The organism is Aliiroseovarius sp. S1339, from assembly GCF_023195695.1.
Lineage (GTDB): Bacteria > Pseudomonadota > Alphaproteobacteria > Rhodobacterales > Rhodobacteraceae > Aliiroseovarius.
In genome coordinates this window covers 37,403-53,318 of sequence record NZ_JALPQG010000002.1, presented here as the reverse complement: position 1 = coordinate 53,318, position 15,916 = coordinate 37,403, and the positions used below count along the sequence as shown (strand labels likewise).

Annotated in this window: 16 protein-coding genes and 1 pseudogene; 11 read left to right on the top strand and 6 right to left on the bottom strand. The window is 57.9% G+C overall.

Going from position 1 to position 15,916, the window contains the following annotated elements:
- Nucleotides 1-108: 108 nt before the first annotated feature.
- The 7 genes and pseudogenes from MUY35_RS03300 to MUY35_RS03270 all read left to right on the top strand — a co-directional run bounded on the left by MUY35_RS03300 (nucleotide 109) and on the right by MUY35_RS03270 (nucleotide 5,963).
- Nucleotides 109-1,383, top strand: a complete 1,275-nt coding sequence (locus MUY35_RS03300) for an ABC transporter permease (RefSeq protein WP_248363915.1) — start codon at nucleotides 109-111, stop codon at nucleotides 1,381-1,383.
- Nucleotides 1,384-1,394: 11 nt separating this feature from the next.
- Nucleotides 1,395-2,243, top strand: a pseudogene (locus MUY35_RS03295) (ABC transporter permease); the annotation flags it as partial.
- A 239-nt stretch (nucleotides 2,244-2,482) separates the two neighbouring features.
- On the top strand, nucleotides 2,483-3,112 hold the full coding sequence (locus MUY35_RS03290; protein ID WP_248363913.1) for an ATP-dependent Clp protease proteolytic subunit: 630 nt from the start codon (nucleotides 2,483-2,485) through the stop codon (nucleotides 3,110-3,112).
- 163 nt (nucleotides 3,113-3,275) lie between these two features.
- Nucleotides 3,276-4,544 carry an ATP-dependent Clp protease ATP-binding subunit ClpX gene (gene clpX, locus MUY35_RS03285; protein WP_248363912.1) on the top strand — a complete coding sequence of 423 codons (1,269 nt, stop codon included), beginning with the start codon at nucleotides 3,276-3,278 and terminating at the stop codon, nucleotides 4,542-4,544.
- A 182-nt stretch (nucleotides 4,545-4,726) separates the two neighbouring features.
- Nucleotides 4,727-5,101: an NADH:ubiquinone oxidoreductase subunit NDUFA12 gene (locus MUY35_RS03280; RefSeq protein ID WP_248363911.1), complete on the top strand. Its 375-nt coding sequence runs from the start codon at nucleotides 4,727-4,729 to the stop codon at nucleotides 5,099-5,101.
- A 47-nt stretch (nucleotides 5,102-5,148) separates the two neighbouring features.
- On the top strand, nucleotides 5,149-5,604 hold the full coding sequence (locus tag MUY35_RS03275; RefSeq protein WP_248363910.1) for an outer membrane lipid asymmetry maintenance protein MlaD: 456 nt from the start codon (nucleotides 5,149-5,151) through the stop codon (nucleotides 5,602-5,604).
- Nucleotides 5,605-5,657: 53 nt separating this feature from the next.
- The gene (locus MUY35_RS03270) at nucleotides 5,658-5,963 is read left to right on the top strand and encodes a DUF2155 domain-containing protein (protein WP_248364304.1); all 306 of its coding nucleotides are present in this window, start codon (nucleotides 5,658-5,660) and stop codon (nucleotides 5,961-5,963) included.
- On the opposite strand, the gene aat is transcribed toward MUY35_RS03270, so the two are convergent.
- From aat to MUY35_RS03240, 6 genes are all read right to left on the bottom strand, one after another.
- Entirely contained in the window at nucleotides 5,927-6,583 is a 657-nt protein-coding gene (gene aat / locus MUY35_RS03265; RefSeq protein ID WP_282569173.1) for a leucyl/phenylalanyl-tRNA--protein transferase, read from the bottom strand. The genes MUY35_RS03270 and aat overlap by 37 nt on opposite strands.
- A 7-nt stretch (nucleotides 6,584-6,590) precedes the next feature.
- Nucleotides 6,591-7,943 carry an acetyl-CoA carboxylase biotin carboxylase subunit gene (gene accC, locus MUY35_RS03260; protein ID WP_248363908.1) on the bottom strand — a complete coding sequence of 451 codons (1,353 nt, stop codon included), beginning with the start codon at nucleotides 7,941-7,943 and terminating at the stop codon, nucleotides 6,591-6,593.
- Between the two features lie 10 nt (nucleotides 7,944-7,953).
- Nucleotides 7,954-8,457 (bottom strand): acetyl-CoA carboxylase biotin carboxyl carrier protein, encoded by a 504-nt coding sequence (accB, locus tag MUY35_RS03255; protein ID WP_248363907.1) that lies wholly within the window; start codon nucleotides 8,455-8,457, stop codon nucleotides 7,954-7,956.
- Between the two features lie 176 nt (nucleotides 8,458-8,633).
- Nucleotides 8,634-9,041: a hypothetical protein gene (locus MUY35_RS03250; RefSeq protein WP_248363906.1), complete on the bottom strand. Its 408-nt coding sequence runs from the start codon at nucleotides 9,039-9,041 to the stop codon at nucleotides 8,634-8,636.
- Nucleotides 9,042-9,146: 105 nt separating this feature from the next.
- Complete coding sequence (locus MUY35_RS03245) at nucleotides 9,147-9,689, bottom strand: helix-turn-helix transcriptional regulator (protein ID WP_248363905.1); 543 nt, start codon at nucleotides 9,687-9,689, stop codon at nucleotides 9,147-9,149.
- A 575-nt stretch (nucleotides 9,690-10,264) separates the two neighbouring features.
- Nucleotides 10,265-10,546, bottom strand: coding sequence for a glucose-6-phosphate isomerase (locus tag MUY35_RS03240; protein WP_248363904.1), 282 nt, complete (start codon nucleotides 10,544-10,546; stop codon nucleotides 10,265-10,267).
- A 392-nt stretch (nucleotides 10,547-10,938) separates the two neighbouring features.
- Here MUY35_RS03240 and MUY35_RS03235 point away from each other — a divergent pair, with 392 nt between their 5' ends.
- The 4 genes from MUY35_RS03235 (at nucleotide 10,939) to MUY35_RS03220 (ending at nucleotide 15,869) form a co-directional block, all read left to right on the top strand.
- A complete protein-coding gene (locus tag MUY35_RS03235) occupies nucleotides 10,939-12,279 on the top strand; it encodes a helix-turn-helix transcriptional regulator (RefSeq protein ID WP_248363903.1) in 1,341 nt (446 codons plus the stop codon).
- A gap of 141 nt (nucleotides 12,280-12,420) precedes the next feature.
- A complete protein-coding gene (locus tag MUY35_RS03230; RefSeq protein ID WP_248363902.1) occupies nucleotides 12,421-12,789 on the top strand; it encodes a response regulator in 369 nt (122 codons plus the stop codon).
- A gap of 54 nt (nucleotides 12,790-12,843) precedes the next feature.
- The gene (locus MUY35_RS03225) at nucleotides 12,844-13,158 is read left to right on the top strand and encodes a hypothetical protein (RefSeq protein WP_248363901.1); all 315 of its coding nucleotides are present in this window, start codon (nucleotides 12,844-12,846) and stop codon (nucleotides 13,156-13,158) included.
- Nucleotides 13,158-15,869, top strand: a complete 2,712-nt coding sequence (locus MUY35_RS03220) for an ATP-binding protein (RefSeq protein ID WP_248363900.1) — start codon at nucleotides 13,158-13,160, stop codon at nucleotides 15,867-15,869. Before MUY35_RS03225 ends, MUY35_RS03220 begins: the two co-directional genes overlap by 1 nt.
- The last annotated feature ends 47 nt before the right edge of the window (nucleotides 15,870-15,916 follow it).

Genomic DNA, 15,916 nt, shown 5'->3' with positions numbered 1-15,916 from the left:
AGGGGCCGTTTGGCCCCTTCCACCCCAACCGACCATTATTTTTGCGCTATTCGTTTGTCAATTTGACCGCTTCGAAACAAAAAACAAGCTTACGCTGACAGGGAAGATATGAGCGATATGACCGATACAAGCGGCCCCGTTCTGGCCGCAGATGGAACCCCGCTAAAGCGCAGCTTGGCAAAGGCCCTCAGGCGCCAAAAACTGCGCGCGCTGTTGCTGATTTCGCCATTGCTGTTGTTTATCTTAGTCAGCTTTATTCTACCGATCGCGGATATGCTGTATCGCTCGGTCGATAACAAAATTGTCGTCCAGACGTTGCCGCGGACCGTTCAGGCCCTATCGGATTGGGACGCCGACTCTGGCCAATTACCGGAAGAAGCGGTCTTTGCGGCGATGGCAGCGGATCTGAAAGAAGCCGCCGCCGCCAAGACCCACACGAAAGTCGGATCGCGTTTGAACTATGAAAACCCCGGCATGTCGTCGATCTTCCGCAAGACGGGGCGCAATGCAAAGAAGTTTGACATCGAAGCGGGTGGTCCCTGGAAAGAAGCGCTGATCGAGATGAATGACGACTGGGCCGACCCGGACGTCTGGCGCACCATTCAGACCTATTCCCCCCCAACGACGGCTGGGTATTTCTTGAATGCCGTCGACATGCGTGTTGGGCCGGATGGGGCGGAAATGCGCCCTGAAAGCGAACAAATCTACATGAACCTGCTGAAGCGGACGTTGTGGATGTCGCTGTTTATCACCTTCTCGTGCATCGTGCTGGCTTATCCGGTGGCGTGGATTTTGGCCAATCTTCCAACACGGCAGTCCAATCTTCTGATGATCCTTGTGTTATTGCCGTTCTGGACATCGCTTCTGGTGCGGACCTCGGCGTGGAAAATCCTTCTGCAACAACAGGGGGTAATCAACGATGTTCTCGTTTGGATCGGGCTTGTGTCGGATGACGCACGCCTTGTGATCATCAACAACCAGTTTGGCACGATCGTGGCAATGACCCACATCCTGCTGCCCTTCATGATCCTGCCAATGTACTCGGTGATGCAGACCATCCCGCCGACCTATCTGCGCGCCGCCAAAAGCCTTGGCGCAACGGATTGGACGGCCTTTTGGCGGGTCTATTTCCCGCAGACCATTCCGGGCATTGGCGCGGGGTCGATCCTCGTGTTCATTCTGGCCATCGGCTACTACATCACGCCTGCGCTTGTTGGTGGCACGAAAGGGACGTTCATTTCGAACCAGATTGCGTTCCACATCTCAACCTCGCTGAACTGGGGTCTTGCCTCGGCGCTGGGTGCAATTCTTCTGGCGGTCGTGCTGGTCCTGTATTGGGCTTATGACAAGATCGTCGGCATTGACAACGTGAAGCTGGGGTAACGGATATGGCAAAACTTCCTCCTTATGCAACGACGGGCCAGCGCATCTGGCACTATGCGTTCCTGGTGATTTGCGGGTTGATCTTCTTCTTCCTGATTGCGCCGATTGCCGTGGTTATCCCGCTCAGCTTTAACTCGCAGGATTTCTTTACCTTCACCAAAGAGATGCTGAGCTTTGATCCCGCGGGCTATTCGCTGAAGCACTATCGCGACTTCTTCTCGAATCCCGATTGGCAGGATGCGATGTGGAACTCGATCAAAATCGCCCCTGTTGCGACGGTGATTTCGGTAAGCCTTGGCACGTTGGCCGCCATCGGGCTGAGCCAACCGCATGTTCCTGCACGTCGGGCCATCATGGCGATTCTGATTTCGCCAATGATTGTGCCGCTGATCATTTCGGCGGCTGGCATGTATTTCTTCTATTCGAAAATCAACCTTGCGGGCACCTATTGGGGCGTTGTTCTGGCCCATGCGGCGCTGGGCATTCCTTTCGTGATTATCACCGTGACGGCGACTCTGGTTGGATTTGACCGCTCTCTGACGCGGGCGGCTGCGAATATGGGGGCCGACCCGGTCACCACGTTCTTCCGTGTGCAAATGCCGTTGATTCTGCCGGGCGTGATTTCCGGCGCATTGTTTGCTTTCATCACATCTTTTGACGAGGTTGTGGTGGTGATCTTCGTCGGTTCGGCCAAGCAGCAAACCCTGCCATGGCAGATGTTTACCGGCCTGCGCGAACAGATCAGCCCAACCATTCTGGCGGTCGCCACTCTGCTTGTCTGCGTCTCGATTGTGTTGCTGACAGTCCTTGAGCTGTTGCGTCGCCGGTCCGAGCGGCTGCGTGGAATGAGCCCAGGTTGACCCACAACCCAAGCCAAACAGAAAGCGGCGTCCTGCGGGGCGCCGCTTTTTATTTTGGCGGGGAAAGCTCTCTACCCTGCAAGGTTTTGTTAACCAAAATCGGGCATCCCTGACGCGAATGTGCCCATACGGGTCAGACAGGTTGCCCACCCCCCCTTGCAGCCCGTTTCCACCGGCACTAACATCATGCGTCAGGGGCCGGATTGGTGGCCTTGGCGTGAACATGAAAGCAGGCTGAAATGCACGACCCACACGAAATCTATAACAATACTCTTGTGCCTATGGTGGTTGAACAGACATCGCGGGGCGAACGGGCCTACGACATCTTTTCGCGCCTTCTGAAAGAGCGGATCATCTTCGTGAGTGGCGCTGTCCATGACGGTATGTCCAGCCTGATCGTGGCGCAGCTTCTGCACCTTGAAGCGGAAAATCCGAAAAAAGAAATCTCGATGTATATCAACTCGCCGGGTGGCGTGGTGACGTCGGGTCTGTCGATTTATGACACAATGCAATATATTAAACCCGCCGTGTCCACACTGGTTATTGGGCAGGCGGCGTCGATGGGCTCGCTTCTGTCGGTGGCCGGTGAGAAGGGCATGCGTTTCTCGCTGCCGCATTCGCGCATCATGGTGCACCAGCCGTCGGGTGGGTTTCAGGGGCAGGCCACGGATATTATGATCCACGCAGCCGAAACCCAGAAGGTCAAAGACACGCTGAACCAGATCTATGTCAAGCACACTGGAAACACGCTGAAAGACGTTGAAAAAGCGTTGGAGCGCGACAATTTCATGTCGCCGCAAGAGGCCAAGGACTGGGGCCACATCGACGAGATTGTGGAAAACCGCGCCAAAGGCGATGACGAAGAATAATGGTTTTGCCCGGCCAATGTCGGGCGAAACCACACCGGGCAGGGAACTCCGAAAAACCGGATTGTACCTACCCGGCCACTGGCCTAGACTTGAGGCCAACATAGATACGACGGCTCGAACGGGCGCAAACCGGATCCAAACGTGGACCCAATAGGACTATATGATGGCGAATAATTCCACCGGCGACAGCAAGAACACCCTCTATTGTTCGTTCTGCGGCAAAAGCCAACATGAAGTGCGCAAGCTGATCGCGGGACCAACCGTGTTCATTTGCGACGAATGCGTCGAACTATGCATGGACATTATTCGCGAGGAAACAAAGACATCCGGGCTGAAAGCCGCCGATGGCGTGCCAACCCCGATCGAGATTTGTGATGTGCTGGACGATTACGTCATCGGGCAGGCCCACGCCAAGCGCGTGTTGTCGGTGGCCGTTCACAACCACTATAAACGTCTGAACCATGCCGCTGCCGCGGGGGACGAGATTGAACTGGCCAAATCGAACATCATGCTGATTGGCCCCACGGGCTGCGGCAAGACGCTTTTGGCTCAGACGCTGGCGCGCATTCTGGATGTGCCGTTCACCATGGCAGATGCGACCACACTGACCGAAGCGGGTTACGTGGGCGAAGATGTGGAAAATATCATCCTGAAGCTGCTGCAAGCATCCGAATACAATGTAGAGCGTGCGCAGCGCGGTATCGTTTACATTGACGAAGTCGATAAGATCACCCGCAAGTCCGACAACCCTTCGATCACTCGCGACGTGTCGGGCGAAGGGGTTCAGCAAGCGCTGTTGAAGATCATGGAAGGCACGGTCGCCTCTGTGCCGCCGCAGGGTGGTCGCAAACATCCGCAGCAAGAATTCCTGCAAGTGGATACGACGAACATTCTGTTCATCTGTGGTGGGGCCTTTGCGGGCCTTGATAAGATTATCGCGCAACGCGGCAAAGGTTCGGCTATGGGCTTTGGTGCTGACGTACGCCGCAGCGACGACCGGGGCGTGGGCGAGCTGTTTCAAGAACTTGAGCCGGAAGACCTGCTGAAATTCGGCCTGATCCCGGAGTTCGTTGGCCGCCTGCCTGTCATTGCAACGCTGGAAGATCTGGACGCCGAAGCGCTGGTGACGATCCTGACCAAGCCCAAGAATGCGCTGGTGAAGCAATATCAGCGTCTGTTCGAACTGGAAGATGCTCAGCTGTCATTCACCGAAGACGCGCTGAAGGCCATCGCCAAACGCGCTATTCAACGCAAGACGGGCGCGCGCGGGTTGCGTTCGATCATGGAAGACATCCTGCTTGATACCATGTTTGACCTGCCGGGGCTGGAGAATGTTGATGAGGTTGTGGTGAATGAGGAAGCTGTGAATTCCGACGCCAAGCCCCTGATCATTTACAGCGAAGGCGTGAAAGAAGAGGTCAGCGCAAGCTGATCGCACACTGGTGCGCGCAGTCCGGAAATCAAGCCGCCGCCTGTGCGGTGGATTCTTCATTTGGTGCATCGGAATGGTTATGCTGCCGGGTTTTGCCCGAAGACCGCTCAATCGGGTGCAAAACACTGGACCTTCGGTGCCGCTTGCGCCATATGAAGTGAGAGTAAAAACCGGAGACTGACATGCGTTTCATCTTGTCCCTGCTGACTTGGTATCACCGCGAAACCATCGGCACCCGTCTGTTCACCTGGCGTAAAGGTGTGAGGGTGGGTGAAGATGAGCAAGGCAATGTCTTCTATCGTGACCGGGACGACAAACGCCGCTGGGTGATTTTCAACGGCGAGCCCGAAGCAAGCCGCGTCAGCCCCGCTTGGCATGGCTGGCTGCACCACACGTTTGACAACAGCCCGGCAGACGCGCCGCTGACCCATAAAGCCTGGGAAAAACCGCATCAGGTCAACTTGACCGGCACTGATCTGGCCTATGCGCCCGCAGGGTCGTTGCGTCAGGCGAAACCCGCCGACCGCCGCGATTACGAAGCCTGGCAGCCGGAATAGTCGGCAGACGTTTTCAAACACGTATTCCCTGATCGAAAGGGGCTGGCATGAGCGATAGCCACACAACAGAAGTCGTCACTGGCAGCGTGGTCTTGGCCGCAGCCGTCGGATTTTTCCTGTATGCGGGCCAGATTGTTGGCCTTTCGGGTGGCGGCGACAGTCATAGCTACAGCGCGTCGTTTCGCACGGCGGACGGCATCTCGGTTGGGACCGATGTGCGCCTTGGCGGCGTGAAGGTCGGCACGGTGACAGGAATCGACCTGAACGCTGAAACCTTCCGCGCAGATACCGCGTTCACCGTCCAGGCGGATGTGGCTCTGCCCGACGACACTGCGATCATCATTTCGTCCGAGGGACTGCTTGGCGGCTCGTATGTTGAACTGCTTCCGGGCGGCTCACCTTTCAACCTTGAGCCGGGTGCTGAGATTGAAGACACGCAGGGCTCGGTCAGCCTTGTGCAACTTCTGCTGAAATATGTCGCCGGCAGCGAGGACTCCGAGTGATCTTGCGCGCCGCAATGACTGCCGCTGCGGTGCTGGCCTTTGTGCTGCCTGCTATGGCGCAGACCGGCAAAGCAACCGGTGCGATGTTGCGCGGGTTAGACAAAGTGTCGGGCACCCCCATTGATTTTTCCATGAAGGTCGGCGACACGGTCGAACTGGGCAGGCTTCGCGTCACACTGGGCGAATGCCGATATCCGACCGACAACCCTTCGGGTGATGCCTATGCGTGGCTTGTGGTGCGCGACGGTAATGATGACAACACGACATTTGAAGGCTGGATGATCGCCTCGTCGCCTGCGCTGAACGCGCTTGATCACCAGCGCTATGACGTCTGGGTGTTGCGCTGCACAACAGACTGAGCATCGGGCAGGGGCCGCGACGTGATGTCGGCCACACCTTGCGACAATGCGCCTTCCAACATGTCATGATAGGTTTTACGGGCAATTTCAACCGCCCCAAGACTGGCCAAATGCGGTGTCAGGAACTGCGTGTCAAATAATTTGAAGTCAGTATTTGACAGATGGCGGACCAGATAGGCCAGCGCGATCTTTGATGCATCGCGACGACGCGAAAACATGCTTTCCCCAAAAAAGGCCCGTCCCAGCGTGACCCCATAGACGCCGCCGACAAGGGCATCCCCCTCCCACAGTTCCAGCGAATGCGCGTGGCCCATGCGGTGAAGGTCCATGTATAGATCGAAGATCGTGGTGTTGATCCACGTCTCGTCCCGTTCAGCACAAGCCGCCACTGTACCTTGGAAATCTCGATTCAATGTGACCACAAACGGCGCGCGGCGCATGGTGCGCGCAAGGCTGCGCGACACGCGAAAACGATCCAGAGGGAAAATGCCGCGCGCTTCTGGATCGACCCAGAACACGCGCGGATCGTCGCGCCCTTCGGCCATGGGAAACACCCCCATGGCGTAGGCGCGCAACAGCAGATCAGCGCTCAGGGGCGGCGGATCTTTGGGCGGGGCCAATTGGCCCTCAGCCCAGGTTCTTAGCCAGCCAGCGTTCCAGCCAGTGGATGTTGTAATTGCCGGTCTGGATGTCTTCCTCGGCCAGCAACTGGTGGAACAGTGGCACGGTCGTTTCGACGCCATCGACGATCAACTCGCTGAGCGCGCGATCGAGGCGGGCCAACGCTTCGGACCGATCGCGCCCATGCACGATCAGCTTGCCAATCAGACTGTCGTAGTAAGGTGGGATCGAATAGCCGTCATAGAGCGCGCTGTCCATCCGCACACCCAAACCGCCCGGCGCGTGATATTGCGTGATTTTGCCCGGGCAGGGGGCGAAGTTGGGCAGGCGTTCCGCGTTTATACGAATTTCGATTGCGTGGCCGTTCAAGACAAGATCGTCCTGCCCAAAGGACAGCGGCATACCTTCGGCGACGCGGATTTGTTCGCGCACCAGATCGACACCGAAAATGGCTTCGGTCACCGGGTGCTCCACCTGCAGACGAGTGTTCATTTCAATGAAATAGAACTCTCCGCCTTCATACAGAAACTCGATTGTGCCAGCACCGCGATAGCCCATTTCGGCGATGGCGTTGGCGCAGATCCCGCCAATATGCGCGCGTTCTTCGGGTGTGATGCTGGGGCCGGGCGCTTCTTCAAACACTTTCTGGTGACGGCGTTGAAGCGAGCAATCACGTTCGGCCAGATGCACACCGCCGCCTTGTCCGTCGCCAAAGACCTGCACTTCGATGTGGCGCGGTGTTTGGAGGTATTTTTCCATATACACTTCGTCATTGCCAAAGGCGGCTTTTGACTCGGACCGCGCGGTCGAGAATGCAGTGTCGATATCCGCTTCCGTCTCGGCAACTTTCATCCCGCGACCGCCGCCACCGGCAGTGGCCTTGATAATCACCGGATAGCCCATCTCGGCGGCCACTTTGCGGGCCGTCTTAAGATCAGGCACACCACCCGCCGAGCCCGGAACAACCGGGATACCCAAGTTGATCGCGGTTTCCTTGGCAGTGATCTTGTCACCCATCATGCGGATATGTTCCGCCGACGGGCCGATAAACGTGATCTCGTGGTCTTCAAGAACCTGAACGAATTGCTCGTTCTCGGACAGAAAACCATAGCCGGGGTGAACCGCCTGTGCACCAGTGATTTCACAGGCCGCGATAATGGCAGGGATGGACAGATAGCTGTCAGTGCTTGATGGCGGGCCGATGCAGACGCTTTCATCCGCCATGCGCACATGCATTGCGTCGACGTCAGCGGTTGAATGCACCGCCACGGTTTTTATTCCCATCTCGCGTGCGCCGCGGATGATGCGCAATGCGATCTCTCCGCGGTTGGCGATCAGGATTTTGTCGAAATGGGCCATGTGATGTCCCTTATTCGATGATCATCAGGGGCGCACCAAATTCAACAGGGGCACCATCTTCGACCAGAATACGTTTCACCGTGCCGGATTTCGGGGCAGGGATTTGGTTCATCGTCTTCATTGCTTCAATGATCAGCACGGTCTGACCCTCTTCCACCTTATCGCCAATGTTAACGAAGGCGGGCGTGCCGGGTTCGGCCTGCAGATAGACTGTGCCGACCATCGGCGATGGAACGGCGCCGGGGTGGCTTGCGGGGTCTTCTGCTGCAGGGGCAGCGGTGCCGCCATCCGTCGCAGCTGGGGCCGCTGCGGAGGTAGCCGCTGCAACGGGCGCAGGTGCGCCGGCGGTTGCGGCCATGTGCACCACTTCTTTGACCCGGCTGACACGCACATTCAGGCTATCATTTTCGCCATAGTCGCGCATGATTTCCAACTCGGTCAGGTCGTTTTTCTGCAAGATACTTGCCAGAGCCTCGATGAAGGCTACGTCAGCGTCATGTTGTTTTTTCGTCATGGGTACTCACCCTTATTTGTTTGCCCATTGTTCGCGCGGGCAATGCATGATTGCAACGCTTATAAGACGCCACGTAAGGGGTGAAAAGCGATTAGGTTCGTGAAAACAGAAAAACGACAGGCCAAAGGGGATCGTTGGTCTGCCTAATGTCTGTCTGACGTGGCGCGCGTTTGCCCTTAATCAGCCTGTGGCGTTGCCTTTTGCGGGCTGGGTACGCCATCTGACCCATCATCATTCGCAAGCGTGGCGACCGAATGGTCGTCCCGTTGCGCACGCGCGCGATCCGTTTCGATCCGCGCCAGTTTCTGCTGCAGCTGTTGATCCATTTCCAACACGTTGACCTGAAAACTGGGTGGTGGACCGGCCAACGTATCGGGCCCGATCTCATCCTCAGATGCAGTTCGAGCAGCCGTTTCACGCTCGGAAAATGGAGTGTGTTGTTTTGTCGAGTTATGCATGTCCGCCCGCGCCTTGCCTGCATCGGGGGCGGTTTCCACCTTCGAGCTGTCCGGTGGTTTGCGCACCGGCGTATTGGCCAGCAAACTGGCCTGTGCCCCAAGAGGGGCCGGTTTCGTAAATTCCATTGTCTTGCTCCGTCTACTTACGAAGCCCCCACCGAAGGTGAGATTAATTAATGTTCCCTACGGAAAGGTTAATCTGAGCCAGCATTCGCGAAAGCAGGTTAACCGCTAAAGCGGCATACCCGAGAATTTCGCGACCAGTTCCGGCAATTTGCGCGCGCCGAATTTCTGCAAAAGCCGGGCGCGGTGTGCTTCGATCGTGCGATAGCTGAGGTTGAGTTCCAGGCCGATCTCTTTCGAGGTGCGGCCCTGACAGGTCAGGATCGCCACCTCCCGTTCGCGCGGGGTCAGTTCGACGAACGGGCGCTCGGCGGACAGATCGGCAAAGCTCCAGACGCCTTGCTTGAAAGGGTCATCAGGGGTCAGGCTGGTGCCGCGTACCCGGCACCAGAAAAGATCACCGTTAAGCCGCCGCATGATGCGTTCATCCTCGTAACGCCCTGTTTTCCTAAGGATATCGCCGCCAATCTGTTCAACTTTCTCATAGTCCTTGAGTGACGGGTAAAGCCGTTCAAGTGGCATGTTGGTGAATGCATCAACCTGATCGCCGAACACCTCTGCAAACCGCAGATTGCATTGCTGCACGATCCGGTGTTCGGTCAACGCAAGCCCTGTCGGCGCGTGCATGAAGGCAAGGTCCATTGGCGTCATGTCTGCATCCTGCCAAAGCTTTCATGGCAATACAATCAAAGGCCGTCTTGCGAAAGGGTTACCACCTACTGGGTCGCAGCCGACAGTCGGCTGCGACAGCGTGTTTGGGCAGTGGAAAAGGTGCAGACGAACCTCGCTTTGAGATTAGAGCGGTCGGCGAAGGTTCTTGTTGGTCAACCTGCCATCTTTCATGGCGCAAAGCTGGTGTTGGTGACATCTGAGTTTGGGGATGGGCTGGCTGCTTTGACCGGGCTTTCGCTGGTAGTTGTCACAAACGGCGAGTTGATACATGTGTGCGATGCACCAAGGTCTGTCGTGCCGCGCGTCTGGCCTCGGGCGGCACAACATCTATCCGCGTGAAGTCGAAGAGGTGCAAGCCCAGTAGGACGAGGCGCGTTGATGGCTGTTGCCTTGCACATATCGCGCGATTCAAGCGACCGAAGGCCAGTTCCGCCCTGATGGAATTGCCCAAAAACAACTATGGCAAGGTTTTGAAAACTGATCTTCAGACGTGACTGACCTCACAAAAAAGGCGCACCCTAGGATGCGCCTTTGCTGTTCAATTTGTGGGTCAATCAGACCGGGCAAGGACGGGTGCGGTAGGTTCCGTCGCCGTTCGAATACGCGCATTGGTTGGTATAGCTGTTGCGTGCAACCATGATACCTGCGGCCGCGCCTGCCAAAGTGGTCAGTACGGTCCAGTTCTTGTTCGCGCCAATCGCGTTCGCGGTGATCAGGCCTGCGCCGATCCCGGCCACACCACCAACGATGGTTTTTTCCTGATCCGTCAGCGGGCGGTTACAGGCAGGCAAAGCCAGCGCAGCAACGCAAGCGAGGGTCATAATGGTTTTCTTCATAGTATCCTCCAGGATGAATTGTAACTTCACCTTAGTTTGTAGTGATTTGTGTGGGCAAGGGAATGTTCTGCGATGGGTTTACGCAAGAAGCGGCGGGAACCCGCCAAGTTCCTGTAACGACACCCTATTGGGGCGGCCCCGCGGCATGTTTTCCCTGCGCGGTGGTTGATGCAATGTGAAACATTTGCAGGCAGCGGCCAAGGGCGCGATCAGCGGTTTCTGTCATGGTTTTTGCCTTTACACATGCGACCTGTGCGGCTGATAGCGCAGAAAAACCGCTCTCAACCTCCTTGAATACAACCAAATTCTTGTAAACAGGCTGAAAAGGCGGCAGTATTTTTGTAAAGCGGGCCAACGTTACGCCGGCGTCGAAAACGAATGGGGAAACCAGAATGACCCAGTCCCGACTGACGGGCAGCCGAATTCGCGAACGCCGTCTGTTTCTTGGCCATAAGCAATCCGCTCTTGCCAAGGCGGTCGGTATTTCGGCGGCTTATCTGAACCTGATCGAACACAACCGTCGCCGGGCCGGGAGCGGGTTGTTGGACGACCTTGCCCGCGAGTTGAAAACCGACCCCCGTTCGTTGAGCGAAGGGGCCGAAGTTGCACTGCTTGGTGCGCTGCGCGAGGCCGGGCAACGGTTGCCAGAGGTCACACCGGAATTGCACCGTTCCGAAGATTTTGCAGGGCGATTTCCCGGCTGGTCCGCGCTGGTCGCAGCACAACATCAGCGCATCCGAGATCTGGAACACTTGGTCGAAGCCCTGTCGGATCGGCTGACCCATGACCCCGAACTGGCCGCGTCATTGCATGAGGTGATTTCGGCCGTCACGGCAATCCGTTCAACCGTGGGCATTCTGTCGGGCGGCGGCGAGGTCGACGCCGAATGGCAATCGCGCTTCATGCGCAACATGCGTGACGAGGGGCGCCGCCTGTCCAGCGCCGCGCAAGGGCTGGTCGAATACCTTGACGCGGGCGCAGATCAGGACATGGCGCCCGTTGTGCCGGGTGAAGAACTGGCGGCATATCTGGACCGCCGCGACCACCATTTATCTGAATTGGAGGGTCTAAACGCGGCGGACGCTCAGGAAATTGCGGCGACAATCGCCGCGCTGATTTCGCAAGTGGGAAGTTTGCAAACCGCTGCGGCCAAGGACGTCGCGCGGCGCCAGTTTCAGCAATATGTCGAGGACGCCGTCGCGATGCCTCTTCCCGCATTTCAAGCCGCACGCAAGGATGTGACGGGCGACCCAAGCCGTTTGGCTGCCCATTTTGCACAGCCGCTGCCGTCGGTCATGCGCCGTCTGGCCTTCGTTCCGCCCGACGCTGAAGCGCCCCCGGTCGGGCTGGTGTCATGTGATGGATCGGGCACGCTGATTTTACGCAAGGCTTTGCCCGGTTTTGCCGTGCCGCGCTTCGGTGCGGCCTGTCCCTATTGGCCGCTGTATCAGGCGTTAAGCCGCCCGGGTCACCCATTGCGTGCGGTGGTCGAGATGCCCGGCCCGACGCCGCGACGGTTCTTGTGTCAGGCGGTGTGCCTGCCGCGCGAGGCGTTGCGATTTGATGTTCCGCCCGTCTTTGAAGCAATGATGTTGATCGAACCTGTTGATGATGCACAGGCACATGGCGCGGACGGCCCGGTGCTTCCGGTTGGCTCGTCCTGCCGGGTCTGCCCGCGCAGTGATTGCGCCGCCCGGCGCGAGGCGTCGCTTCTGTCTGCCAACCCTGCGTGACGCCTCGAAAAATCCGGCAATCAGCGTTGGTTGTGCAGACCTTGCACCGTTCGGCGCTTGGGTTTGTTTTGACATGGGTCTGCGCATTGTCGATATTCATTCGCAGGGAAACGGCGCAAGCCTGCCCGAGCGGAGGGACATATGACAAAACGGGTGCTCGTCATTGAGGACGAACCAAATATTGTCGAAGCAATCAGCTTCATCCTCAGTCGTGACGGCTGGGCGGTCGCAACACATTCCGATGGTGAAACAGCAGTGCAGGCGGTGTTGGATGCTGTGCCTGACGCGTTGATCCTTGACGTCATGCTGCCGGGTCGGTCGGGTTATGACATCTTGCACGACCTGCGTGCGCATGACCTGACCCGCAGACTGCCCGTTCTGATGCTGACCGCACGCGGCCAACGCACCGACCGCGAACAGGCCGAGCGGTTGGGGGTGAATCGGTTCATGACCAAGCCATTTTCAAACGCCGAAGTTGTGGACACGCTGAACGAGCTTGTACCGGGATAGATACGTCATGAAGTGCTGGGCGATCCCCACTTTAACCAAACGGCGCGCATCCGCATGAGATTTCGACGCGAGCCCCTTTTTCTGGCACGCCAAAGTTATCGGCGGCGCAGGTTGGAAGATGCTGCGCGTCTGCTGCCGATTTTGGGTGTGTTCCTGTTTCTTCTGCCGCTTCTCGCCACGGGGGCGGGCACTGCCGGGCAGGGGATGTATCTGTTCGCAGCATGGTTTGGCTTGATTGTCGCGACCGCGATGATCTCGCGGGGTTTGAACCGCTGGCCAGACATGTCGCACGACCCCGATGAAGAAGCGTCTTCACATACACCGGCGAAACCGTCCGACCCCACTTCCCAAGACGAGGGGCGTGACTGATGCTCAGCTTCAACACGCTGGTCGCGGTTTGCCTGCTTTACGTGATCTTTCTGTTTCTGGTGGCATTTGGCGCCGACAGAAGTGCCGCGCGAAACAAGAGCCGTTTTCTAAACTCGCCCTTGATCTATACCCTGTCGCTGTCGGTTTATTGCACCGCGTGGACCTTTTATGGCGCGGTCGGTTATGCGGCGCGATCTGGCTTGGAATTCGTGACCATCTATTTGGGTCCAACCCTTGTGATGATAGGCTGGTGGTGGTTCTTACGCAAACTCGTCCGGGTTGGGCGCGCGCAGCGTGTGACGTCGATCGCGGATCTGTTGTCGTCACGGTATGGCAAGTCGAACTTCCTGGGCGTTATCGTGACGGTGATCGCGGTTGTCGGCACGACGCCCTATATCGCGCTGCAACTGCAATCGGTCACGCTGGCCTTCTCGGTATTCGCCCGAGATCGCTCGGCGGGGTGGAACGCACCTGATCTGGATGCGACAGCGCTGTGGGTCGCTGGCGGGCTGGCCCTGTTTACCATTCTGTTTGGCACACGGAACTTGGACGTGAACGAGCGGCACCACGGCGTTGTCACCGCCATCGCGGTCGAAGCCGTGGTGAAACTGGTCGCGCTTCTGGCGGTTGGTGTGTTTGTCGTCTGGGGCGTCGGTGGCGGCCCCGCGGGCATCGCGGACGCGATTGACGAGGCGATGCGCAATACTCCGGGTGAGGCGTGGGCGATAACTGGCGGGCGTTGGGTCGGGCTGACGTTCCTATCCGCTGCCGCATTTCTGACCCTTCCGCGCATGTTTCATGTGCTAGTGGTTGAAAATATAGGCGAACGACAGCTTGCTGTAGCCTCGTGGGCCTTCCCGACTTACCTGTTTTTAATGAGCCTTTTCGTCGTGCCCATCGCCGTGGTCGGGCTTGGCACGCTTCCTGCCGGGGAAAACCCGGACCTGTTCGTATTGACGATTCCGCTACATTTCGATCGCGATGGTCTTGCCATGCTGTCGTTTCTTGGGGGCTTCAGCTCGGCCACATCGATGGTCATCGTTGCATCAATCGCGCTGGCCACGATGGTGTCCAACCACATCATCATGCCAATCTGGCTGTCGATCCGGTCGGAAGAGGCGTCGGTTTCCGGCGACGTGCGCCAAGTTCTTCTGTTGGCGCGCCGCCTGTCCATCATTGGCGTTCTGGTGCTTGGCTATCTTTATTTTCAGATGTCCGGCGGCGGCACGGCACTGGCCGCGATCGGTATGATCTCGTTTACCGGTGTTGCGCAGGTTTTGCCTGCGATGGCGGGTGGGCTGTTCTGGCGCGGCGCGTCACGCAACGGCGCGGCTGCCGGGTTGATCCTGGGGTTTACTGTCTGGGCCTACACGCTGTTTCTGCCCAGCTTCGGCGAGGCCGGCGTGATGAGCGCGACTCTGCTCGCCGAAGGGCCATTGGGCATCGCGTGGCTGAAGCCACAGGCGCTGTTCGGGGTCACCGGGCTAGACCCGGTGGTTCATGCCGTTTTCTGGTCAATGATCCTGAACAGTTTTGCCTTTGTCGGCGTGTCCCTGATGTCTTTTCCCGGTCCGTTGGAACGGTTGCAGGGCGCGCAATTCGTGAATGTCCTTGATCAAACCCGCCCGGCGCAGGGCGGCAGTTTCCCCGCAGCGGCGGCCGAGGATCTGCTGGTTATGGCGCAGCGCACGATGGGGGCGGACGCGGCACAGGCGTTATTTCAGACACAGGCCAGCGCACAAGGCAAAGAAGGCTACTTGCCCGACACCACGCCCGATTTCATCGCCCTACTGGAACGCGAGCTTTCCGGGTCAGTCGGTGCCGCAACAGCCCATGCGATGATCGCACAGATCATGGGAGGGGCCACGGTCTCAGTCGACGATCTGATGGCAGTGGCGGACGAGACCCAGCAGATGCTGGTCTATTCGTCCCAACTGGAAGAAAAGCAGAAAGAGCTGACCACCACTGCGCGCCAGCTTTCGACCGCGAATGACAAGCTGACGCAACTGTCCATTCAGAAAGACGGGTTTCTAAGTCAGATCAGCCACGAGCTGCGCACGCCAATGACCTCGATCCGCGCGTTTTCCGAGATCCTTCGCGATGGTGGAGCGAAGGATGCAGAGGCTGCGGGGCGTCATGCCTCGATCATCCATGACGAAGCTGTGCGTCTGACGCGGCTGCTGGATGACCTTCTTGACCTCAGTGTGCTGGAAAACGGGCAGGTGCAACTGAACCCACAGCGCGAAGTGCTGTCCAAAGTGTTGGATCGGGCCGTTGCTGCGACGCAGTCTTTGATAGCCTCGCAAGACCTGCGCATCCACCGCGATCAAGGGCGAGAGCAGGTTATCATTACGACGGATACCGACCGTCTGGCGCAGGTGTTCATCAATCTGATCGCCAATGCCGCCAAATACGGCGACGCCAAATTCAAGCGTTTGACCATACAGGTGGGCGAACGCGACGGCGCGCTGCGCATTGATTTCGTTGACAACGGCTCTGGCATTCCGACAGAAAGCCAGGTGATGATTTTCGAAAAGTTCTCGCGCCTGACCGATAACGCGGCAGCGGGCGGGGCAGGGCTTGGGCTGGCCATCTGTCGCGAGGTTATGGACAGGTTGGGTGGATCGATCACCTATCTGCCGGGCCAAAGCGGTGCGGCGTTTCGGGTGACACTCCCGCTGGAAAAAATCCCACACCACGTCGCAAATTAAATCATTTGTAAACCTTGTCTTGGCAGGTCTGGTTCTATGCGACCAGA